Consider the following 22980-nt stretch of genomic DNA (forward strand, 5'->3'; position numbering starts at 1 on the left):
CGGGCCTGGCTCAGTGGTGCTCGGCGAGCGCGCCCTGGATGAAGCTGCAGGCCAGGAGGACGAAGACGTACGCCTGGACAGCCTGGATGAAGAGCTCGAAGGCGGTCATCACGATCACCATCACGAACGACACACCGGCGTAGGCGATGCCGATGCCGTTCAGCAGGTACCAGCTGGCGATCGTGAAGAGCAGCAGCAGGGTGTGACCGGCGAACATGTTCGCGAAGAGTCGGACCGCGTGGGTGAACGGGCGCACCAGGACGTTCGAGAAGAACTCGATGACCATGATCAGCGGCAGGACGCCGCCGAGGCTCTTGTCGTAGCCGGTGAGGTTCTTCAGGCCGCCGACGAAGCCGTGGCGCTTGAAGGTGACCGACATCCAGATCACGTAGACGATCAGGGCGAGCACGGCCGGGTACGCGATGATCGAGGTCACCGGGAACTGGGCCACCGGGACGATCGACCAGACGTTCAGGATCCAGACGAAGAAGAACAGCGAGACCATGAAGGGGACGTACTTCTCGCCCTCCTTCTTGCCGAGGGTCTCGTAGACGATGCCGCGGCGCACGAAGTCGTAGCCGGCCTCGCCGACCATCTGGAGCTTGCCGGGGACGATCTTCGCCTTGCCGAAGGCGGCCCAGAAGAAGGCCACGATGATGATCGAGCCCAGGAGGGCCAGCAGCATCGGCTTGTTGAAGTAGGCATTGCTGCCCGCTTCGCCCCAGAGCGGCTCGAAGAGGAACGAGTGCAGGCCCGGGCCGGGGAAGCCACATCCGTCGAAGATGTGACAGTCGGTCTCGAAGGCGAGGACCTGCGTCGGGTCAGCACTCACCGCGGGCTCCTTCAGCGTGGCGCATAGGTACGGCAACCTCGTTGTGTCGGCGCGGCGCGAGGCCGCGGTTCGGCACTGGACTGGTGTAACGGGTGTGGGGGCGGCAGTCAGGCATCGAGCCTCGCGATGGAACAGGCGTCAGCTCAGATGCCCGCGCCCGCAGAGCCGCAGTTGGAACCGGACGATAGCAGCATCTCGAACGCACACTTATCCCGGCCCTACCCCTCACGACTTCGACCCCGGGTTTTCGGGCTTTTCACCCTTGGTCGAGTCCGGCTCGACGTAAAGGATCTTCGCCTTCATGTGAGCACGCGTCTGTGCGCCGATCCACACGAGGGTGGTGGCGACGAGCGTGATGGCGAACGCCCGGGGGTGGAACAGTGTCGTGTTCTTGAACACGGCGAGAAAGACGAAGAGCAGCAGGATCTGCGCGGCGTAGAGCATGAGGCCCATGGCCTGGAACAGATGCGGCAGGGATTTCGCCGTGCGCTGCAGGACGACGAATCCGAGACCCATGAACAGGATCACGACCACGGTCGCGACGACGGATCCGACAGCACCCTTGCCTCCGACGACCAGACCGCTGATCACGGCGGCGATTGCGCCGGCGGCAGCAGTGGGTACGGCGGTTTGCAGGAGGGATCGGACGTCATCTGACCGCATGGCGGTTTGCTCCGCGTGGTGGTGGGGGCACGGACTCGTACGGGAACTCGTACGGGGACGAGCGTAAGCCCGGTCCGAGTGAGAGCCTCGGGCCAATGGACCGTCGCACTACGGTCCTTCGGCTCTGTCGCCGGGTTTAGTGAACGGTATCACAAACTATTTGATGAGAGCTTTACCTGTCAGGTGTGCTGACTGTCACACATGAGGGCTAACGCGCCCGTGTGTGCAAGACAAGCCCTCTCATTGTCTGGTAAAGGGCGCCCATGTCGGAAATGCGCCCGGGCCGTCAGCGTGCCGATCCGGCCTTACGCCGGTCGGGGAGGCGCGAACGGGGGCCTACCGCGGTCGCGCCGTTGACGCCCGACACCCCCGCCACGACGGGCCTCGCCGGCTCCGGCTCCATGCCCTCGTCCTCCCGTACGGCCGCCTCCGCGGCCCGCTCGGCGTGCCGGTAGCGCGGCGGGACCAGGCCCTGCGCCCACTGCGGCGCCCGTGGGGTGAACCGCGGCATCAGCAGCAGTACGAGGCCCAGCGCGCTCAGCGCCGCGAGGGACAGCACGATCCACATCGAGGCCGAATGCACCGAATAGGCCACCGTGCCGAATGCGATCAGGCCTGACCAGAAATACATGATGAGTACGGCGCGGCTGTGGGAGTGCCCGAGTTCCAGCAGCCGGTGGTGCAGGTGGCCGCGGTCCGCGGCGAAGGGTGACTGGCCGTTCCAGGTGCGCCGCACGATCGCCAGGATCAGGTCCGCCATCGGAATGGCGATGATGGTCAGCGGGAGCAGCAGCGGAATGAAGACCGGCAGCATCGCGTGGGTCGCGTTGCGCTCACCGCCGACGAAGAGGGCCATCGTGTCGGGGTCCACCTGCCCCGTGATCGAGATGGCCGAGGCGGCCAGCACCAACCCGATCAGCATCGAGCCGGAATCCCCCATGAAGATCCGGGCGGGGTGCATGTTGTGCGGCAGGAAGCCCAGGCACATGCCCATCAGGATCGCCGCGAAGAGGGTGGCGGGGGCGGCGGATTCGATGCCGTAGCCGAACCAGATCCGGTAGGCGTAGAGGAAGAACGCGCATGTGGCGATGCAGACCATGCCCGCCGCCAGACCGTCGAGTCCGTCGACGAAGTTCACCGCGTTGATGGTGATCACCACCAGCGCCACGGTGAGCAGGGTGCCCTGCCACTGGGTGAGCGCCACCGTGCCGATGCCCGGAACCGGAATCCACAGGATGGTCAGGCCCTGCATGACCATCACGCCCGCGGCGATCATCTGGGCGCCCAGCTTGATCAGCGCGTCGAGTTCGAACTTGTCGTCCAGGACGCCGATCAGCCAGATCAGCGCGGCGCCCGAGAGCAGCGCCCTGGGCTCGTTGGACCGTTCGAAGACCCCGTTGAGGTTCTGCAGGTGGTCGGCGATCAGCAGTCCCGCGCACATGCCGCCGAACATGGCGATGCCGCCGAGCCGCGGAGTGGGCTCGCGGTGCACGTCGCGCGCGCGGATCTCCGGCATCGCGCCGGCCGCGATCGCGAACTTCCGCACGGGCCCGGTCAGCAGGTAGGTCACCGCGACCGTGACGCAAAGCGTCAGCAGATATTCACGCACTGGCTGCCCCAGATGTATCGCCGGCCATCTCAGCCCCACACATTAGCCGCGATGTCACCAGGGACGAGGACGCACGGAGGCCCCGTTCCGGTTGCACTACTCCACGCTCGTACCGGTTACGCCCCGTAAGGGGGAAATCCACCGGTCAGTGCGGCCACCCCGGCCCGCGTCCGGGCCGCTTCCCCTGCCAGCGCGGCGGCGAACAGCTCCGCGATCCGGGCCATCTCCGGCTCCCCCATCCCCTGCGTGGTCACCGCCGCGGTGCCCAGGCGGATGCCGCGCTGGTCCCCGTACGGCAGGGCGCAGGTGTCCAGGACGATCCCGGCGGCGGCCAGCCGGCCGCGCGCCGTCGGCCCGTCGACGCCGAGCGCCGCGGGGTCGGCGCTGATGAGGTGGGTGTCCGTCCCGCCGGTCGTCACGGCGAACCCGCGCTGCTCCAGGGCGGCCGCCAGGACGCGGGCGTTGGCCACGACCCGGTGCGCGTACCGGGTGAAGGGCGGGGCGGCCGCCTCGCCGAAGGCCACCGCCTTCGCGGCGATGGTGTGCATCTGGGCGCCGCCCTGGGTGAAGGGGAACACCGCCCGGTCGACCCGCTCCGCGAACTCGGCGCCGCACAGCAGCATCCCGCCGCGGGGGCCGCGGAGCACCTTGTGGGTGGTCGCGCACACCACGTCGGCGTACGGGACGGGGCTCGGGGCGGCCCCTCCGGCGACCAGCCCGATGGGGTGGGCCGCGTCGGCGATGAGATACGCCCCGACCTCGTCGGCGATCTCGCGGAACGCCGAGTACTCCAGGTGCCGGGGGTAGGAGATCGACCCGCACACGATGGCCTTGGGCCGGTGGGCCCGCGCCAGCCGCTGCACCTGCTCGTAGTCGACGAGCCCGCTCTCGGCGTCGACGCCGTACCCCACGAAGTCGAACCACCGGCCGGAGAAGTTGGCGGGCGAGCCGTGCGTGAGGTGCCCGCCGTGCGCCAGCCCCATGGCCAGGACGGTGTCCCCGGGGCGCAGCAGCGCCGCGTAGGCGGCGAGTACGGCCGAGGAGCCGGAATGCGGCTGCACGTTGGCGTGCTCGACGCCGAAGAGCGCCCTGGCCCGCTCCACGGCCGTCCGCTCGGCGAGGTCCACGTACTCGCAGCCGCCGTGGTAGCGGGCACCGGGGTATCCCTCGGCGTACTTGTTGGAGAGCACGGAGCCCAGCGCGGCGAGCACGGCGGGCGAGGTGAAGTTCTCGGCGGCGCTCATCTGCAGCGTGTCCGCCTGGCGGTGCCGCTCCCCGTCGAGGATGTCGGCCATCTGCGGATCCTGCTGCCGCAGGAGATCCGCCGCCTGCTCGGTGGTGACAGTCATGGCGACTCCCGCACGGTGGGCCTACCGGTACCAGCCACTGTAGGCCGCCCCCGCCCACCCCGCCCGCCTGGCCGGCGGTCGAGCACGGGGTCCGGGGCGGAGCCCCAGGCCTCTCAGCCCCGTCGGCGCTTCAGGCACGGCGTCCGGGGCGAAGCCCCAGGCCTCTCAGCGCCACCGGCGCATGAGACACGGGGTCCGGGGCGAAGCCCCAAGGTCTTTCAGCCCCGCCTGGGGGCACCTCCCAGCGGTAGCTGGGGGAGTTTGAGGCGCGGGTCCGGGCGGAGCCCGCGGAGCCCGGGGAACGGTGGAAGGGCGGGTAGGGGACCTCGCCCCGCGCAGCGGCACACCACCCGCTCACGACCCACGGGCCCCAGCCACGGCCCGTGGCCCGCCCCAGGCCCGCCGGACGGAGTCCGGCGCAGCGGCGCGAAGCCGGTGAGGCGCCCTGGCGCCGAGCCGCGCGAGCGGCGCGTCAAGAAGGCGTGGAGCCCCGGCGCCGAGCCGCGCGAGCGGCGCGTCAAAGAGAGGAGTGGGGGGCGTCGACGCCCGTCAGGGCCGTGACCACGGGGTCCAGCGCCTGGTTGATCTCGTCGCCGATCGACCGGAAGAAGGTGATCGGCGCCCCGTACGGGTCGTACACCTCGTCCGCGTCGGCGGACGGCGCCAGCAGCCACCCTCGCAGCGCGGCGGCGGCCCGTACCAGCGCCCGCGCCCGCTCCGCCATGCCGTCGTCCAGCGGCGGCAGCGTGGCCGGGTCTATCGCCCGTACGAGCCGGGTGAACTCCTTCAGCGTGAAGGTGCGCAGCCCCGCCGAGTGGCCCATGGAGATGACCTGCGCCCGGTGGTCCCGCGTGGCGGTGAGCACCAGGTCCGCGCGTATGACGTGCTCGTCGAGCAGCTCGCGCCCGGTGAACCCCGACGCGTCCGCGCCGAAGTCCGCCAGCACGGCCGCCGCGTTGGCCTCCATCGGGGCGCCCTCGTGGCCCCAGGTGCCGGCGCTCTCCACGATGAGGTCCTCGGCGGGCAGGCCCAGGACGGCCAGGCGGTGGGCCAGCGCGTGCCTCGTCAGCCGCTCGGTGATGGGCGAGCGGCACACATTGCCGGTGCTGACGTGGAGTATGCGGAACGACTGGGTCGCTATGCCACGCCCCTGAGGGCTCACGGAGCCACCTCGAGGTCGGGTACGACCTCCCGCAGCTGTGCGGCGCTCAGCGCCCCCTCGCGCAGCAGTACGGGAACCTTCCCGGTGACGTCGACGATCGACGACGGCTCGGTGCTCGGCGTGGGGCCGCCGTCCAGGTACACGGACACGGAGTCGCCCAGCATCTCGCGCGCCGCGTCGCAGTCGGCCGGTGCCGGGTGCCCGGACAGGTTCGCCGAGGAGACGGCCATCGGGCCGACCTCGGTCAGCAGCTCGATCGCGACGGGGTGCAGGGGCATGCGCACGGCGACGGTCCCGCGGGTCTCCCCGAGGTCCCAGGCCAGCGAAGGCTGGTGCTTGGCGACCAGCGTGAGCCCGCCCGGCCAGAAGGCGTCGACGAGCTCCCACGCCTGCTCGGAGAAGTCCGTGACGAGGCCGTGGAGGGTGTTCGGGGAGCCGATGAGGACGGGGGTGGGCATGTTGCGGCCGCGCCCCTTGGCGGCGAGCAGGTCGCCGACGGCCTCCGCGCTGAAGGCGTCCGCGCCGATCCCGTACAGGGTGTCGGTGGGCAGCACGACGAGCTCTCCGCGGCGCACGGCGGAGGCCGCCTCGCGCAGACCCGTCTTGCGGTCCGTCGCGTCGTTGCAGTCGTATCGCCGGGCCATCAGCGGATCTCCTCGTGCAGCGTGGGGGTGGCGGGGGAAACGGTGGCGCGGGTCACGGCATGGCCTTGCGGGCGGTCGCGAAGCGCGGACGGTTGTTCAGGTCGGGGTGGTCGGCGGCGTCGGCCCAGCCCCGTTCGTCGGCGAAGATCCACGGCACCTGGCCGCCCTGGGTGTCGGCGTGCTCGATCACGACGATGCCGCCGGGCCGCAGCAGCCGGTGGGCGGTCCGCTCGATGCCCCGGATGGTGTCGAGGCCGTCCTCGCCGGAGAACAGCGCCATCTCGGGGTCGTGGTCGCGGGCCTCGGGGGCGACGTACTCCCACTCGGTGAGCGGGATGTACGGCGGGTTGGAGATGACCAGGTCGACCTGTCCGTCCAGCTCGGGCAGCGCGGTGAGCGCGTCGCCCTGGTGGACGGTGACCCGGGAGCCCTCGGCGTTCTTGCGGGTCCAGCGCAGCGCGTCCTCGGACAGCTCCACGGCGTGGACGCGCGAGCGCGGCACCTCCTGGGCCATGGCCAGCGCGATGGCGCCGGACCCGGTGCACAGGTCCACGATCAGCGGCTCGACCACGTCCATGGCCCGGACGGCGTGTATGGCCCAGTCCACGACCGACTCGGTCTCGGGCCGGGGCACGAACACCCCGGGGCCGACCTGGAGCTCCAGGTACCGGAAGAAGGCCCGGCCGGTGATGTGCTGGAGCGGCTCGCGCGCTTCGCGGCGGGCGACGGCCTCCCAGTAGCGGGCGTCGAAGTCCGCGTCCTTGACGTGGTGCAGTTCCCCCCGCTTGACGCCGTGCACGAAGGCCGCGAGCTCCTCCGCGTCGAAACGCGGTGAGGGCACGCCGGCGGCGGCCAGCCGCTGGGTGGCCTGGGCCACCTCGGCAAGCAGCAAGTTCACGCTGGTCCTCCGGGCTGCTGTCGTACGGGGGGGGTGGGGCGAGGGTCAGTGCGCGGCCGCGAGCTTCGCGGCGGAGTCGGTGTCGACGCAGGCCTGGATGACCGAGTCGAGGTCGCCGTCGAGCACCTGGTCCAAGTTGTACGCCTTGAAACCGGTCCGGTGGTCCGAGATCCGGTTTTCCGGGAAGTTGTACGTGCGGATCTTCTCGGAGCGGTCCACGCTGCGCACCTGGCTGCGGCGCTGGTCGGAGGCCTCCTGCTCGGCGGCTTCCTGAGCGGCGGCAAGCAGGCGCGAGCGCAGGATGCGCATGGCCTGCTCCTTGTTCTGGAGCTGGCTCTTCTCGTTCTGGCAGGAGGCGACCACGCCGGTCGGGAGGTGCGTGATGCGCACGGCCGAGTCGGTGGTGTTGACGGACTGGCCGCCGGGGCCCGAGGAGCGGTACACGTCGATGCGGAGGTCGTTCATGTTGATCTCGACCTCGACCTCCTCGGCCTCCGGGGTGACGAGCACGCCGGCGGCGGAGGTGTGGATGCGGCCCTGGGACTCGGTGGCCGGCACGCGCTGCACGCGGTGCACGCCGCCCTCGTACTTCATCCGGGCCCACACGCCCTGGCCGGGCTCGGTGGCCCCGTTGCCGCCCTTGGTGCGGACGGAGACCTGGACGTCCTTGTAGCCGCCGAGCTCGGACTCGGTGGAGTCGATGATCTCGGTCTTCCAGCCCACGCGCTCGGCGTAGCGCAGGTACATGCGCAGCAGGTCACCTGCGAACAGGGCGGACTCGTCGCCGCCGGCGCCCGCCTTGATCTCCAGGAGGACGTCCTTGTCGTCGCTGGGGTCGCGCGGGACGAGCAGCAGGCGGAGCTTCTCGGTGAGCTCTTCGCGCTGGGCGCTCAGTTCCTTGACCTCGGCGGCGAAGTCGGGGTCGTCGGCCGCCAGCTCCTTGGCCGTCTCGATGTCCTCGGCCGACTGCTTCCAGGCGCGGAAGGTCGCGACGATCGGGGTCAGCTCCGCGTAGCGCTTGTTCAGCTTGCGGGCGTTCGCCTGATCGGAGTGGACCGAAGGGTCGGCGAGCTTCGTCTCGAGGTCGGCGTGCTCGCCGACCAGTTCCTCGACCGCTTCGAACATCGGGTGCTCCTGGGGTGAAAAAATCAAAAGTGGGGTGGGCTGGCCGAACGACGACAAAGGCGCCGGTCCGGCCGCCCCCGCGTGGTCAGGGGGCGGCCGGTGACCGGCGCCTGGGTCGCGCTACTTCTTGGCCGCACCCTTGCCGAAGCGGGCCTCGAAGCGGGCCACACGGCCACCGGTGTCGAGGATCTTCTGCTTGCCCGTGTAGAACGGGTGGCACTCGGAGCAGACCTCGGCACGGATGGTGCCCTCGGTCAGGGTGCTGCGAGTGGTGAACGACGCGCCACAGGTGCAGCTGACCTGGGTCTCGACGTACTCGGGGTGAACTTCGCGCTTCAAGGTGTCTCCTAGATTCGGGAGGGCGCCGGGTCGCAGGAGCCGAATTGCGCACTGCGTGAACCGGGGCCGACAGACCAGTCTGCCAGGACCGGGCCGCCTGTCAAAATTCCGGGAACGCTCCCCTCAACGGGGAGGGGTCCCGGTCTATTCCTGCCGGGTCCTCCCGGGTCCTGCCGGATCCCGGCAGGACCCGCCGGGCCCCTCTACTGGACGATGGAGCCCGCGGTGCTCTTGTCCCCGGTGGAGTGCTCGGTGGCCGCGGCAGGGATGGGCTGGTCGGCCAGCAGGGCGTCCCAGACCATCTTGGAGTCCTTGGGCAGGATCGCGACACGGTCCTTGTCGAGCGGGTCCCGGGTCACCGGCAGGGTGATCATGCGCATGTTCTCGGCGCCGATGCCCTGGAGCCCCTGGGCGAAGCTCGCCAGGGACTTCATGTCGCCGAGCGCCTTGTCGGTGGTGATCGCCTTGGTGGCGGAGTCGGCGAGGCCGAACAGCTTCTTGGGGTTGTCGAACACCCCGACGCCCTTGACCTGCTTGATCAGCGCCTTGATGAAGGCCTGCTGGAGCTGTATTCGCCCCAGGTCGCCCCCGTCGCCGACGCTCTTGCGCGTGCGGACCAGGCCGAGGGACTGCTCGCCGTTGAGCTTGTGCGAGCCGGCCGGCAGGTCGAGGTGGCTGCCGTCGTCCTTGATCGGCTTGGTGGTCGTGAGCTCGACCCCGCCGAGGTTGTCGATGATCTTCTTGAAGCCGGTGAAGTCGACCTCGATGTAGTGGTCCATGCGGATCCCCGACATCGCCTCGACGGTCTTGACGGCGCAGGCGGCCCCGCCGATGGTGAAGGCCTCGTTGAACTGCGCGCGCTGCCTGGGGGCGCTGGTCTTCCCCTTGCCGGTGGGGCAGGCGGGCCGCGGGAGCATCGTGTCGCGCGGGATCGACACGACGCTGGCCTGCTTGTGGCCCTCGTAGAGGTGCACGATCATCGCGGTGTCCGAGCGGGCCGAGCCGCCGTCGTCCGCCCCGTACTCGCCGTTCGCCCCGTCGCGGGAGTCGGAGCCCAGGACCAGGATGTCCATCGAGCCGTTGTCGACGTTCGGCGGGCGATCCTTGCCGAGGGCCTGGTCGATGTCGACGCTGTGCAGGTTGCCGTTGAGCTTGAAGTAGAACCAGCCGAGGCCTCCCCCGCCCAGCAGGACCACCCCGGCGGCGGTCCAGGCGGCGACCCTGAGGCCCTTGCGGCGGCGCGGCTGCGCCCGGCGCCCGCGTCTGCGTGCCGCCCTGCGACCGCTGCCCCTGCTGTCCTCGCTCATGCTCTCCTCGGTCCTGGCTCCGTTGCCGGCTGTCTCTCACTCAGACGGACTAGCGCATTCCAGGGTTCCACGGAGCGTGGACCGCTCCGCACGCCCCCTCCCCCACGGGCACGACCCGTGACCGGATGCCCACCGAGGGTCCCGATCCGGGGGCTTAAAGGGTCTCTTACAAGGCCGCGCGGGCGCAGGCGTGTGGCGAAGGTCGCACAAAGGGAACAGCCCCCGCCGCGGATGCGGCGGGGGCTGTTCCGTGTTCTGGCGACCCGGTCAGTCGTCGTTCTTGCCGGCCGGGGTCGTCTTGGCGATCTGCATCAGGAACTCGGCGTTCGACTTCGTCTGCTTCATCTTGTCGAGCAGCAGCTCGATCGCCTGCTGCGAGTCGAGCGCGTGCAGCACCCGGCGCAGCTTCCAGACGATGGCGAGCTCCTCGCTGTTGAGGAGGATCTCCTCCTTGCGGGTGCCCGACGGGTCGACGTCGACGGCCGGGAAGATGCGCTTGTCGGCGAGCTTGCGGTCGAGCTTGAGCTCCATGTTGCCGGTGCCCTTGAACTCCTCGAAGATCACCTCGTCCATGCGCGAGCCGGTGTCGACGAGCGCGGTGGCCAGGATGGTCAGCGAGCCGCCGTCCTCGATGTTGCGCGCGGCACCGAAGAAGCGCTTCGGCGGGTACAGCGCGGTCGAGTCGACACCACCGGACAGGATGCGGCCGGAGGCGGGCGCCGCGAGGTTGTACGCGCGGCCCAGACGGGTGATGGAGTCCAGCAGGACGACCACGTCGTGACCCAGCTCGACGAGGCGCTTGGCGCGCTCGATGGCCAGCTCGGCGACGGTGGTGTGGTCCTCGGCCGGGCGGTCGAAGGTCGAGGAGATGACCTCGCCCTTGACCGACCGCTGCATGTCGGTGACCTCTTCCGGACGCTCGTCGACCAGGACGACCATCAGGTGGCACTCGGGGTTGTTGGTGGTGATCGCGTTGGCGATCGCCTGCATGATCATGGTCTTGCCGGTCTTCGGCGGGGCCACGATCAGGCCTCGCTGGCCCTTGCCGATCGGCGACACGAGGTCGATGATGCGGGTGGTCAGCACGCCCGGGTCGGTCTCCAGACGGAGCCGGTCCTGCGGGTAGAGCGGGGTCAGCTTCTGGAACTCCGGTCGGCCGCGGCCGGATTCGGGCGCCATGCCGTTGACGGAGTCCAGGCGCACGAGGGCGTTGAACTTCTCGCGGCGCTCGCCGTCCTTGGGCTGGCGGACCGCACCGGTGGTGTGGTCGCCCTTGCGCAGGCCGGCCTTGCGGACCTGGGCGAGGGAGACGTACACGTCGTTGGGGCCGGGCAGGTAGCCCGAGGTCCGGATGAACGCGTAGTTGTCGAGGATGTCGAGGATGCCCGCGACGGGGATCAGGACGTCGTCGTCGGCGACCTGCGGCTCGTTCGGCGCGAACTCGTCACGGCCGCGACGGCCACGACGGTCGCGGTAGCGGCCGCGACGGCCGCGACGGCCGTCCTCGTCGAAGTCGTCCTGGGGGCCGTTGTCCTGACGGTCCTGCCGGCCCTGGCCGCGGCCGCCCTGCTGCTGCTGGCGGTCGGCGCGGTCCTGGCGGCCGCCGCCCTGCTGCTGCTGGCCCTGGCCGCCCTGCTGCTGGCCCTGCTCGTCGGCCTTGGCGCCGCGCTCGCGGCGGCCCTGCTGGCGCTCGCCGCGCTCACCGCGGTCACCGCGCTCACCACGGTCGCCGCGGTCACGGCGGTCGCGGCGGGTACGGCCCTCGCCGGCCTCCTGCGCCTGGCCCTGGGACTGGGCGGAGACGGCGGTGGCGGCCTCGGCCTTGGCCTCGGGCTGCGCGGCCGGGGCGGTGGTCTCGGTCTTCTGCTCGACCTGCACGGCCGCGGCGGGGGCCGAGGACTCGGGGCTGCCGGAGGGCGCGGTGGCCCGGCGGCGGCGGCGCTCGCCGATCGGCGCGTCATCGCTGGCCGGCTGTCCCGGGATCTCGATCTGCGCCTGGGCGGCGGGCTTCTCGGCGGGGGCCGCGGCGGCGGCCTCGCCCGTACGGGCCTTGCTGGTGGCGCGGCGCTTCGGCTTGGCCTCGGCGGCGTCGGCGGCGGGGGCTGCGGCGGCCTTGGGGGCGCTGCCGCCCTGCGCCTCCTTGATGACCTCGATCAGCTGGCTCTTGCGCATCCGCGCGGTGCCCCTGATACCGAGGCCCGACGCGACCTGCTGCAGCTCGGCCAGGACCATGCCCTCAAGGCCGGTGCCGGAGCGGCGGCGCTTCGGGGCCGCGCCCGCGGCGGGGGCACTGGTGTCGACGTTGGTGTCGGCAGCGCCCATCAGATCGGTGGTGTCGCTCACGAAGGGTCCTTCCCTGGAGCGGACGTCGGCCTGTCTGGCTCGGCGACCGGTTGTGCTGTCCGACAACAGTCCGGTGTGTGGACCGTGCCGGGGCGGTGGTCCGCCGGTAAGAGTTACGGCGGAGAGAAACGTGCATGGTGGTTCCGGCGAGAAGCCCCCGAGCTGGAAGCGTGGGAATGTCACGCCGATTCCGGAGCGTGCCCGAAACTGCTGGCAGCGATCAAAGCAGTCGGGGAGGCTCCCGGAAGAAATGTGGTCCCGGATGGGGACGCTGAGCACCGAGCCATGGCGGCTTCGGATGCGCACTTGAGGTTAACACTACCGGATCCAACAGACATTCCCCCTCTCAATCACCGGCAATCGCCCGCCGTGGGCGGGCGGCCTGCCCGGCCGCCCGCCCACGGGGGCCGTGTCGTCACGACACGGGCTGACCGCCCTGGGCGCCCAGCGGAAGGACGCTCGCACCCGCGGCGTCGAGCGCGAGCCGGTTGGCGGCCCACCCCTCGCCCGCGAGCTGCGCGACCTTGTCGGCCGCGCCGTTGTCGACCAGCGCGAGGACCGTGGGGCCCGCGCCGGAGATGACCGCGGGGATGCCGTCCGCCCGCAGCCGGTTGACGAGTGCCACGCTCTCCGGCATCGCCGGGGCCCGGTACTCCTGGTGCAGCCGGTCCTCGGTGGCGGGCAGCAGGAACTCGGGACGCCTGGTCATGGCCTCCACGAGCAGGCCCGCGCGGCCCGCGTTGACGGCCGCGTCCACGTGCGGGACGGTGCGCGGCAGCAGGCCGCGGGCGGTCTCGGTCAGGACCGGCTTCGAAGGGACGAAGACCACCGGAACGATGGAATCCGCGGGGTCCATCCGGATCGCCTTGGCACTGCCCCCCTCCATCCACGCCAGGGTGAAGCCGCCGAGCAGACAGGCGGCGACGTTGTCGGGGTGGCCCTCGATCTCGGTGGCGAGCTCCAGCAGAGCCGCGTCGTCGAGCTTGGCCTCCCCGCCTATGGTCACGGCGCGGGCGGCGACGATGCCGGCGCAGATCGCGGCGGAGGAGGAGCCGAGGCCCCGGCCGTGCGGGATGCGGTTGGCGCAGACGACCTCCAGGCCGCGCGGCTGGCCGCCCAGCAGGTCGAAGGCGGTGCGCATGGAGCGTACGAGGAGGTGGCTCTCGTCCCGCGGGAGGGTGTCGGCGCCCTCACCCGCGATGTCGATGTCCAGGCCGGAATCGGCTACCCGGACGACGACGTCGTCGTAGAGCCCCAGGGCCAGGCCGAGGGCGTCGAAGCCGGGGCCGAGGTTGGCGCTGCTGGCGGGGACGCGCACCCGTACGGCGGCGGCGCGGAACGCTGGACCTGCCATCGGTCGATGACACTCCTTGTGACTGTGCGGGATCCGGCTGCTGCGCGGGATCTTCGCTGCGAATGTACTGGAGAACGTACGACACCCGAAGGCCCTTGGGGCAGCACCGCGGTCATATGCGCGGTGGCGGATGTAAGTACAGCGTATCGAAGGAAGGTTCTCCCGCGACATAGGGCGCACAGGAGGCGCACGATGCGTGTCGGCGTCTTCCGCCGGATCCCGCTGGATCGCCGTTGGCTTTTGGTGCCGTACGGCCCCCCGTTGCCGGATTCCGGAGATTTCCGGAATCCGGCAACGGGGGGCTGGTGGCCCCGGAAGGGGCCGGGGACCTGGGTCAGACCAGGCCGAGACGGACGGCCGCGGCCTCGGCGTCCACCGGGACGGTGACCGGCTGCGGAGCGCCGGCGACGGCCCAGTCGGGGTCCTTGAGGCCGTTGCCCGTGACGGTGCACACGATCGTCTGGCCGGGGTCGACCAGGCCGGCCTCGGCGGCCTTCAGCAGACCGGCGACCGACGCGGCCGAGGCGGGCTCGACGAAGACGCCCTCCTGCGCGGCCAACAGGCGGTAGGCGGCCAGGATCTGGCGGTCCGTCACCTCGTCGATGAGGCCGCCCGACTCGTCGCGCGCGGCGAGCGCGTAGTCCCAGGAGGCCGGGTTGCCGATGCGGATCGCGGTGGCGATGGTGTGCGGCTCCTTGACGACCTCGCCGCGCACGATCGGCGCGGAGCCGGAGGCCTGGAAACCCCAGACGCGGGGCGTACGGGAGGCCAGGCCGTCGGCCTTGTACTCCTTGAAGCCCTTCCAGTACGCCGTGATGTTGCCGGCGTTGCCGACGGGCAGCACGTGGATGTCGGGGGCGTCGCCGAGCGCGTCGACGATCTCGAACGCGGCCGTCTTCTGGCCCTCGATGCGCACCGGGTTGACGGAATTGACCAGCGCCACCGGGTAGTTGTCGGACAGCGCGCGGGCCAGGTCCAGGCAGTCGTCGAAGTTGCCGTCAACCTGCAGGATTTTGGCGCCGTGCACCAGGGCCTGGCCCATCTTGCCGAGCGCGATCTTGCCGCGGGGCACGAGGACCGCGGACACCATGCCGGCGCGCACCGCGTAGGCGGCGGCGGAGGCCGAGGTGTTGCCCGTGGAGGCGCAGATGACGGCCTTGGCGCCGTCCTCCTTGGCCTTGGTGATGGCCATGGTCATGCCGCGGTCCTTGAAGGACCCGGTGGGGTTCGCGCCCTCGACCTTGAGGTGCACCTCACAGCCCGTGCGCTCGGAGAGCACCTGGGCGGGGACGAGGGGAGTACCGCCCTCGCGGAGCGTGACCACGGGAGTCGTGTCCGTCACCGGCAGCCGGTCGCGGTACTCCTCGATGATGCCGCGCCACTGGTGGGTGCGATTGCTGCTCATGGGTCCTTACTCCCCTTCAACACGCATGATGCTGGCGACACCGCGCACGGTGTCCAGCTTCCGCAGCGCCTCGACGGTCCCGGAGAGGGCGGCGTCGGGTGCGCGGTGGGTGACGACGACGAGGGAGGCCTCGCCGTCCTTGCCCTGCTGCCGGACCGTGTCGATCGACACGCCGTGCTCCGCGAAGGTGGTCGCCACCTGGGCGAGGACGCCCGGCTTGTCCGCCACATCGAGGCTGATGTGGTAGCGGGTGACGACGTCCCCCATGGGGCTGACCGGCAGCTGGGTGTACGCCGACTCGCCGGGCCCCGTTGCCTCGGCGAGCTTGTTGCGGCAGACGGCGACGAGGTCGCCGAGGACCGCGGACGCGGTCGGCGAGCCGCCCGCGCCGGGCCCGTAGAACATCAGCCGCCCGGCGGCCTCGGCCTCGACGAAGACGGCGTTGTACGCCTCGCGGACGGAGGCGAGCGGGTGGCTGAGCGGGATCATCGCCGGGTGGACGCGGGCGGTGACGGACGCGCCGTCCGCGGCCCGCTCCAGGATGGCGAGGAGCTTGATGGTGCAGCCCATGCGCTTGGCGGAGGCGAAGTCCGCGGCGCTGACCTCGGTCATGCCCTCGCGGTAGACGTCGTCGAGGCGGACCCGGGTGTGGAAGGCGATGCCGGCCAGGATCGCGGCCTTCGCGGCGGCGTCGTAGCCCTCGACGTCGGCGGTGGGGTCGGCTTCGGCGTACCCGAGGGCGGTGGCCTCGTCGAGCGCCTCCTGGTAGCCGGCGCCGGTCGAGTCCATCTTGTCGAGGATGAAGTTCGTCGTGCCGTTGACGATGCCCATCACCCGGTTGATCTTGTCGCCGGCGAGGGACTCGCGCATCGGACGGACCAGCGGGATGGCACCGGCGACGGCGGCCTCGTAGTACAGGTCCAGCCCGGCCTGCTCGGCGGCGGCGTGCAGGGCCGCGCCGTCCTGGGCGAGCAGCGCCTTGTTCGCGGAGACGACGGAGATGCCGTGCTCGAAGGCGGTGGTGATCAGGGTGCGGGCGGGCTCGATGCCGCCGATGACCTCGATGGCCACGTCGATGTCACCGCGTTTGAGGAGGGCGGTCGCATCGGTGGTGACGAGGGCGGGGTCGATGCCCTCGCGCACCTTGGAGGGACGGCGCACAGCCACGCCGGCGAGTTCGACGGGCGCGCCGATCCTGGCTGTCAGATCCTCGGCGTGCGTCGTCATGATGCGCGCCACCTCTGAGCCGACCACTCCACAGCCCAGCAGCGCCACCTTCAGCGGACGCGTACGCATCATTGACCTACGCCTTTCGATCTTTCATCGCTCCCGGCGCGCGGTGTTGCGCGCCAGGTATGAACCAGTCTCACTCAATGGACAGGAGATTCCATCTCCGGTCCATTGAGTGAGACGTGTACAGAACGTCTATTTTGGGGGGCCCGACCCTTCCCCCAGAAATATGGGGGTCATCCGAGGTCGAGGGACAGGAGATCTTCTTCCGTCTCGCGGCGGACGATCACCCGCGCCCCGCCGTCGCGCACGGCGACGACGGGCGGGCGGAGCGCGTGGTTGTAGTTGCTGGCCATGGAGCGGCAGTACGCCCCGGTGGCGGGCACGGCGAGCAGGTCGCCGGGGGCCAGGTCGGCGGGCAGGAAGGCGTCCTTCACGACGATGTCACCGCTCTCGCAGTGCTTGCCGACGACGCGGACGAGCATCGGCTCGGCGTCGGAGACGCGGGAGACGAGGGTGACCGCGTATTCGGCGTCGTACAGGGCCGTACGGATGTTGTCGGACATGCCGCCGTCGACGGAGACGTACGTGCGCAGGCCCTCCAGCGGCTTGATGGTGCCGACCTCGTAGAGGGTGAAGGCGGTGGGCCCGACGATGGCGCGGCCGGGCTCGACGGAGATGCGGGGCGCCTTGAGCCCGGCGCTCTCGCACTCCCGCGCGACGATCTCGGTGAGCGCCTTGGCGATCTCGTGCGGCTCGCGCGGGTCGTCGGCGGAGGTGTAGGCGATGCCGAGCCCGCCGCCGAGGTCGATCTCGGGGAGCTCGACGCCGTGCTCGTCGCGGACGGCGGCCAGGAGCCGGACCACCCGCTTGGCGGACACCTCGAAGCCGGCCATGTCGAAGATCTGCGAGCCGATGTGGGAGTGGACGCCGAGCAGCTCCAGCGAGTCGTGCCCGAGGGCCCGCCGTACGGCCTCGGCGGCGGACCCGTCCGCGACGGCGATGCCGAACTTCTGGTCCTCGTGGGCCGTGGCGATGAACTCGTGGGTGTGCGCCTCGACGCCGACGGTGACGCGGATCTGCACGGGCTGGCGTACGCCCAGCTCGCGGGCGACGTGCGCGACGCGGGCGATCTCCTGGAAGGAGTCGAGCACGATCCGCCCGACGCCGGCGGAGACGGCCCGCCGGATTTCGCTCTCCGACTTGTTGTTGCCGTGGAAGGCGATCCGCTCGGCGGGCATCTCGGCGGCGAGGGCGGTGGTGAGCTCGCCGCCGGAGCAGACGTCGAGGTTCAGCCCCTCTTCCTTCAGCCACTTCACGACGGCCTTGGAGAGGAACGCCTTCCCGGCGTAGAACACGTCGGCGTCCTTGCCGAAGGCGTGCGCCCAGGCCCGGCAGCGGGCCCGGAAGTCCTCCTCGTCGAGGAAGTAGGCGGGGGTGCCGAACTCCTCGGCGAGCCGGGTCACTTCGATCCCGCCCACGGTCACGACCCCGTCGTCGTTCCGCGTGACGGTACGGGACCACACCTTCTCGTCGAGCGCGTTCAGGTCGGCCGGCGGCGGGGCGTAGTGGCCCTCGGGCAGGACGTCGGCGTGGCGGGGTCCGGCGGGGTGCGCGGAACGGCTCATCGGAATCTCTCTTCGCGGATCACAGGAAGTCTGGGGCGTCTATGCCGAGGAGGGCGAGGCCGCCGGCCAGCACCGTCCCGGCGGCTTCGGCGAGTGCCAGCCGGGCGCGGTGGGCGGCCGAGGGTTTCTCGTCCCCCTTGGGCAGGACCTGGTGCTGGAAGTCGAGGAGCGCGTCGGCGACGGCGACGAGGTGCCGGGTGAGCCGCTCGGGCGCCTGGTGGTGCGCGGCGGCCTCCAGCACGAGCGGGTACTCGCCGAGCAGCCGCAGCAGGCCGGGGGCGTCGGTGTCGTCCCCGGGCTCGCCGCGGAACCCGAGGCCGGCGGCGTTGGTCCCCAGCGCCCGGGCGCGGGCGTGGGCGTACCGCACGCGGAAGAACTCGCTGGACTCGTCCTGGACGAGCAGCCCGGGGGTGAAGGCGGGGGTCTCGCGGGCCGGTGCGCAGAGCATGGCCCAGGCGGCGGCGTCCGCCCCGTACGCGGCGACGACGTCCCCGTCACGGCGGGCGACGGGCGCGACGCGGAGCCCCTCCCCGCCGGGCACCCCCTGACTGGCCCGGATCCTCAGCACGGCCTCCCGGACCACACGCCCGCGCAGCTCCCCGCCGTCCGTGAACCCGTACCTGCGGCCCCCGGCCCGGACCTCGCGCACGAGCTCGGCAGCGGGCGTGGGCAGGAGGCTGAAATTGAGGAACCCGGGCCCGGTGATCTCCACGTCCCGGATCCCGGGCTCGTCGGCGAGCAGCCGGTCCGCGAGCACCCGGGCGACCTCACGGGGCTCCAGCCGGGCGGCCTTCGCGACCTGGAGCGCGACGGGGGTGGCGTACTCCCCCACTCCGCCGGGGCGGGTCCGCTCGACGACCACCCGCTCGGGCACGCCCGCGGGGAGCTCGCCGCCCTCGACGGCGCGGCGTACGGCTTGTACGACGGCACGAGAGAGGTCGGCGGGGATCACGGAACCCAGCCTAGGCGAGAAGCCCCTGGGCCATGCATCGGGTTTCGCCATGTGAACAGGAAGGCGGGCCCAGGCCCCTTCAGGCCCCTCTCCCAGCCCTCCCGGCCCTCCCCGCCGGGGCACCCTTCCGCTCGACGAGCCGCCGCACGACCCGCACCAGCTCGGCCGGCTCGAAGGGCTTGGCGACGAACGCGTCCACCCCGGCGGCGATCCCGGCCTCGACCTCGTGCTGCGTACAGGCGCTGACGATGGCGACGGGCACGTGCCGCGTCCGCGGATCGGCCCGCAACTGCGCGGCGGCCCCGAACCCGTCCAGCCGGGGCATGACCACATCAAGGGTGATCGCGTCGGGACGCACCCGGTGAACCACGTCCAGACACTCGGCACCATCGCTCGCGGTCACGACCTCGAAGCCCTCCAGCTCGAGATTGACCTTGATCAGCTGCCGGATGACCTTGTTGTCGTCGACAACAAGCACCCGGCCCGAGGCGCCTGGCACAACTTGAGAGTAGGTCGCCCTAAGCCCCCGCGTCCGGGTTTTTGCCACTTCCACCCCCTCCGGGCGACCGACCTCCTCCTCCCGCCCAAATCGGTTCCTGATCACCCCGCGGAAGCTGGTAGTGTTCAACCCGTCGCCGCAAAGCGAACGACACGCCCCCGTAGCTCAGGGGATAGAGCAACGGCCTCCGGAGCCGTGTGCGCAGGTTCGAATCCTGCCGGGGGCACTTCGCAGGAAGTGCCCAAAGACCCCGCCATCAGCGGCAACGCTGAGACGGGGTCTTCGCGTATGTGCGGCCAACTGCCACTCCATGCAGGCGCACGCCAGACCCTGTGGACCATTCGCGGACAGGGTCTCGGCCCATCGGCGCAGATCGGCCCTCGGTCCGACGGTCGGACAACTCCGGCCGTCCGTCAGGTACTTCGCGTAGCGGCCCAGCAGCACCTTCACGCTGTTGCCGGCGCGCTCGGCGGCCTCGGTGGGATCAACGCCCGCGTTGAGCCGGGCCCTCAGGCCGTACGGCCGGCGGGTCATCGGCGGGTCATCGGCGGGGCCAGGCCTTTCACGCCGGGTGTTCGCCCTTGGCGGGGGTGGCGTCCTGCTCGCGCAGCGGGTCTGGCCGGGCGGGGGCCGTGGGGCGGAAGGTCAGGGTCAGGGCCGTTGCCGTCAGGGAGATGAGGCCGCCTGCCGAGAGGGACCAGCGGGGGCCCCAGTGGTCGGCGAGCCAGCCCGTCAGGAGGGCGCCCAGGGGGGTGGTGCCCATGAAGATCAGGGTGAAGAGGGCCATCACGCGGCCGCGGTAGGCGGGGTCCGAGCCGAGCTGGATGCGGTGGTTGGCCGCCTGGGCGAAGTACATCATCGCGAAGCCCGTGAGGGAGAGGAGGAGGCACGCCGTCGGGAGGGTGGGGGCCAGGCCCGTGAGGGCTTCCGTGGCGCCGAAGGCCAGGGCCGAGCCGGTGACCAGGGCGGCCGTCGGGCGGGTGCGGCGGGCCGTCGTGGCGAAGGCGGCCAGCAGGGAGCCCGCCGCGAGGGAGCTGCTCAGCAGTCCGAAGGCGGCCGAGCCCGTGTGGAACTCGGTCTTGGCCAGGAGCGGCAGCGTCAGCTGGAAGTTGAAGCCGGCCAGGCCCAGCACGCCGGTCAGGGCGAGGGGGAGGACCAGGTCGGGGCGCCGGGAGACGTAGCGGATGCCGTCCGCGATGCGGGCGCCGGCCGGGCGGGAGGGCGGGCCGTGGAGTTCCGCGGGGCGCATCAGGGCGAGGCCCGCCACGGCACCCAGGTAGCTGAACGCGTTGATCAGGATGACCGGCCCGACGCCGAGTCGGGCGATGAGCAGGCCCGCGGCGGCCGGGCCCGCCACCCGGGCGGCGTTGAAGTACGCGCCGCTCAGCGCCGACGCGTTGGGGAGCAGCTCGTTGCCGACCATCTCCCCGACGAAGGCGATGCGGGTGGGCGCCTCGACGGAGTTGACCGCGCCGAGGGCGAGGGCGAAGAGCCAGATGTGCCACAGGCGGATCTCGCCCAGGGTCACCCACAGGCCCAGGAGGAGGGCGAGGGTGCCCGATGTCAGGTTGGCCAGGACCAGGATGCGGCGTTTGCTGTGGCGGTCGGCGAGACGGCCGCCGTAGAGGGTGAGGAGGAGTACGGGTGTGAACTGGAGGGCGGTGACGACGCCCAGGGCCGTGCCCGAGTTCCCCGACAGCTCCAGCACCAGCCAGTCCTGCGCTATCACCATCATCCAGGTACAGGTCACCGAGAGGAGCTGGCCGAGGAAGAAGAGCCGGAAGTTGCGCACGGAGAGGGAGTCGAAGGCGCGTTTCAGGGTGAGCACGGGCGGTAGTTTCCCTTCGCTCCCTCGATTCTCCGTGGTGGCGGCGGAGCGGCCACTCGTGGACGTTTCCGGTGGTCCGTACGAGGGCGACGGGCCGGGGTCTGTGGGTTCGGGGGATGGGTGGGGGTGCGGGGCGTGCGTAGGGTGGTTCGTGAGGCCGCTTTGTGCCCGTTGACCAGGTGCTTTGCGGCGAGGGAGCGCACAGAGGATGGGGCGACGAGGATGCGTGAGCTTGCGGAGACGGCGCGGCAGTGGGCGGCCGAGGGGCGGGTGGCGTTCCTGGCCCGGCCGGTGACCGAGCAGGGGTTCGGGCCCCGGGACCCCGCCGGGGCCGTGCTCGTGGACGCCCGCGGGGAGTGCGTCGGGGCCCTGTACCGCGGGGTGTTCGACGCCGAGCTGATCGCGGAGGCCGGGGCGCTGGGCGCCGGGGCGACCGCGCGGGTGTGCGAGGTGTCGGTCGGGGCCGGTGAGGCCACGGAGGCGAAGCTGACCTGTGGCGGGCAGGCGGAGGTGCTGTTGCAGCCGCTGTCCGCGATCCCCGCCGAGTGGTGGGAGCTGCTGGGCACCGGGGCCGGGGTGGCGCTCGTGACCCGGCTCAGCGAGGGCGCGGACGGTGCCGTCAGCGAGGTCGTACGGGCCGGCGACGCGCCGGCCGACGACGCCGGGCGGCGTGCCGGGGAGCTGCTGGGGACGCGGCGGCCGGGGCGGGACGCCTTGTACGGGGGCTCCGGGCTGGTGCTGGTGGAGGCGTACCCGTCGGCCCCGTACGTGGTGATCGGCGGGACCGGGGAGCTGGCCGACGTGATCGGCGCGCAGTCGGCGCTGCTGGGCTGGGAGTCGGTGGTGGTGGGGACGGCGGCGGAGGCGGAGAAGGTGCTGACCGCACACCGGGACGCCGCCTGCCTGGTGCTGCTCAGCCACGAGCCTGACTTCGACGTGCCGACCCTGCGGAGCGCGCTCGCGCTGGAGGTCCCGTACGTCGGCGCGCTGGGTTCGCGGCGGACCACCGCGCGGCGCCGGGAGGGGCTGGTGGCCGCCGGGGTGGGTGAGGCCGAGCTGGCGCGGGTGCACGGGCCGATCGGGCTGGACCTGGGTGCCAAGACCCCGGCGGAGACGGCGCTGGCCATCTGCGCCGAGATCCTGGGGGTGCTCGGGGGCCGGGACGCGCGGGGGCTGCGGGACTCGGACGGGCCGCTGCGGTAGGACCGCGGGACGGGTCCGTCCGACGGGTGTGCGTCATCCGTTCGGAGCACGGCGCGGGTGGAATCGCGGCGGGCGGGTACGCGGTCCGAGGACAGCGGGAGCGGGCGGTGGCGGGGGCCGCGCGGGGGGATTCTTTGCGAGGCCCCGGCGTGCAAAAGTGGCAAAAGCGGGAAAATGGTCTCTATGGACATGATCCTGAGCGTGGACCCGATCCTGACCGACATCGCGTGGTTCTTCGTCGTCGGCATCGTCATCGCCGGCGTCATCCTCGCCGGGTTCAAGCTGGGCCAGCGGGTCCGGGCGAAGGAGCCGCCGCCGCCCACCCCCGAGAGCCAGCCGCACCTGCCCGAGGGCGGGGCGGTCCACGAGGTCCGCGAGGAGCGTGACCCGGTGGAGATCCCCGAGGGCGGCCTGCGGCCGCACGAGATGCAGGGCTACGGGAACTTCGGCTCCACCACCTCCACCCATGCCGAAGAGGTACGGGCCGAACGCGAGTCCGGCTACGAGAAGCCGGAGGGCCCGGGGCCGCACCCGCAGCCCGGGGCGCCCCCCGACGCGGGACGCGGCGCACACGCCTGAACCCCCCACCACCGGCCCTCTGACCTGCGCC

At 71.5% G+C, this 22980-nt stretch carries 20 protein-coding genes and 1 tRNA gene; 3 read left to right on the forward strand and 18 right to left on the reverse strand.

The window, feature by feature from the left end:
• Positions 1-10: 10 nt before the first annotated feature.
• The 17 genes from atpB to ACZ518_RS01975 form a co-directional block, all read right to left on the reverse strand.
• On the reverse strand, positions 11-847 hold the full coding sequence (atpB, locus tag ACZ518_RS01895; RefSeq protein WP_007266588.1) for a F0F1 ATP synthase subunit A: 837 nt from the start codon (positions 845-847) through the stop codon (positions 11-13).
• Positions 848-1057: 210 nt separating this feature from the next.
• Positions 1058-1495, reverse strand: coding sequence for a hypothetical protein (locus ACZ518_RS01900; RefSeq protein ID WP_469111075.1), 438 nt, complete (start codon positions 1493-1495; stop codon positions 1058-1060).
• Positions 1496-1781: 286 nt separating this feature from the next.
• Positions 1782-3116, reverse strand: coding sequence for an MraY family glycosyltransferase (locus ACZ518_RS01905; protein WP_469111662.1), 1335 nt, complete (start codon positions 3114-3116; stop codon positions 1782-1784).
• Positions 3117-3220: 104 nt separating this feature from the next.
• The gene (locus ACZ518_RS01910; protein WP_469111076.1) at positions 3221-4453 is read right to left on the reverse strand and encodes a serine hydroxymethyltransferase; all 1233 of its coding nucleotides are present in this window, start codon (positions 4451-4453) and stop codon (positions 3221-3223) included.
• 517 nt (positions 4454-4970) lie between these two features.
• On the reverse strand, positions 4971-5615 hold the full coding sequence (locus ACZ518_RS01915; RefSeq protein ID WP_469111077.1) for an arsenate reductase/protein-tyrosine-phosphatase family protein: 645 nt from the start codon (positions 5613-5615) through the stop codon (positions 4971-4973).
• On the reverse strand, positions 5612-6259 hold the full coding sequence (locus ACZ518_RS01920) for an L-threonylcarbamoyladenylate synthase (protein ID WP_007266583.1): 648 nt from the start codon (positions 6257-6259) through the stop codon (positions 5612-5614). The genes ACZ518_RS01915 and ACZ518_RS01920 overlap by 4 nt, the downstream gene beginning before the upstream one ends.
• 52 nt (positions 6260-6311) lie before the next feature.
• Positions 6312-7157, reverse strand: a complete 846-nt coding sequence (gene prmC, locus ACZ518_RS01925) for a peptide chain release factor N(5)-glutamine methyltransferase (protein WP_007266582.1) — start codon at positions 7155-7157, stop codon at positions 6312-6314.
• Positions 7158-7202: 45 nt separating this feature from the next.
• Positions 7203-8282, reverse strand: coding sequence for a peptide chain release factor 1 (prfA, locus tag ACZ518_RS01930; RefSeq protein ID WP_469111078.1), 1080 nt, complete (start codon positions 8280-8282; stop codon positions 7203-7205).
• Positions 8283-8402: 120 nt separating this feature from the next.
• Entirely contained in the window at positions 8403-8621 is a 219-nt protein-coding gene (gene rpmE / locus ACZ518_RS01935; protein ID WP_267032631.1) for a 50S ribosomal protein L31, read from the reverse strand.
• Positions 8622-8824: 203 nt separating this feature from the next.
• Complete coding sequence (locus ACZ518_RS01940; protein WP_469111079.1) at positions 8825-9928, reverse strand: LCP family protein; 1104 nt, start codon at positions 9926-9928, stop codon at positions 8825-8827.
• A gap of 267 nt (positions 9929-10195) precedes the next feature.
• Complete coding sequence (rho, locus tag ACZ518_RS01945; protein WP_469111080.1) at positions 10196-12271, reverse strand: transcription termination factor Rho; 2076 nt, start codon at positions 12269-12271, stop codon at positions 10196-10198.
• Between the two features lie 415 nt (positions 12272-12686).
• The gene (gene thrB / locus ACZ518_RS01950; protein WP_469111081.1) at positions 12687-13625 is read right to left on the reverse strand and encodes a homoserine kinase; all 939 of its coding nucleotides are present in this window, start codon (positions 13623-13625) and stop codon (positions 12687-12689) included.
• 334 nt (positions 13626-13959) lie between these two features.
• The gene (gene thrC, locus ACZ518_RS01955; RefSeq protein ID WP_469111082.1) at positions 13960-15030 is read right to left on the reverse strand and encodes a threonine synthase; all 1071 of its coding nucleotides are present in this window, start codon (positions 15028-15030) and stop codon (positions 13960-13962) included.
• Between the two features lie 6 nt (positions 15031-15036).
• Positions 15037-16326: a homoserine dehydrogenase gene (locus tag ACZ518_RS01960; RefSeq protein WP_469111663.1), complete on the reverse strand. Its 1290-nt coding sequence runs from the start codon at positions 16324-16326 to the stop codon at positions 15037-15039.
• 170 nt (positions 16327-16496) lie between these two features.
• Positions 16497-17888, reverse strand: coding sequence for a diaminopimelate decarboxylase (gene lysA / locus ACZ518_RS01965; RefSeq protein ID WP_469111083.1), 1392 nt, complete (start codon positions 17886-17888; stop codon positions 16497-16499).
• A 19-nt stretch (positions 17889-17907) separates the two neighbouring features.
• A complete protein-coding gene (gene nrtL / locus ACZ518_RS01970; RefSeq protein WP_469111084.1) occupies positions 17908-18840 on the reverse strand; it encodes an ArgS-related anticodon-binding protein NrtL in 933 nt (310 codons plus the stop codon).
• Positions 18841-18919: 79 nt separating this feature from the next.
• Positions 18920-19393 (reverse strand): response regulator, encoded by a 474-nt coding sequence (locus ACZ518_RS01975; RefSeq protein ID WP_469111664.1) that lies wholly within the window; start codon positions 19391-19393, stop codon positions 18920-18922.
• A 100-nt stretch (positions 19394-19493) separates the two neighbouring features.
• Here ACZ518_RS01975 and ACZ518_RS01980 point away from each other — a divergent pair.
• A tRNA-Arg gene (locus ACZ518_RS01980) sits at positions 19494-19565 on the forward strand.
• 336 nt (positions 19566-19901) lie between these two features.
• Here the strand turns inward: ACZ518_RS01980 and ACZ518_RS01985 are convergent.
• On the reverse strand, positions 19902-21167 hold the full coding sequence (locus ACZ518_RS01985; protein WP_469111085.1) for an MFS transporter: 1266 nt from the start codon (positions 21165-21167) through the stop codon (positions 19902-19904).
• Positions 21168-21389: 222 nt separating this feature from the next.
• Between ACZ518_RS01985 and ACZ518_RS01990 the strand changes: the two genes are divergently transcribed.
• A complete protein-coding gene (locus ACZ518_RS01990; RefSeq protein WP_469111086.1) occupies positions 21390-22370 on the forward strand; it encodes an XdhC family protein in 981 nt (326 codons plus the stop codon).
• A gap of 183 nt (positions 22371-22553) precedes the next feature.
• Entirely contained in the window at positions 22554-22949 is a 396-nt protein-coding gene (locus ACZ518_RS01995; protein ID WP_469111087.1) for a DUF6479 family protein, read from the forward strand.
• The last annotated feature ends 31 nt before the right edge of the window (positions 22950-22980 follow it).

This window comes from Streptomyces sp. NPDC033966, from assembly GCF_055575955.1.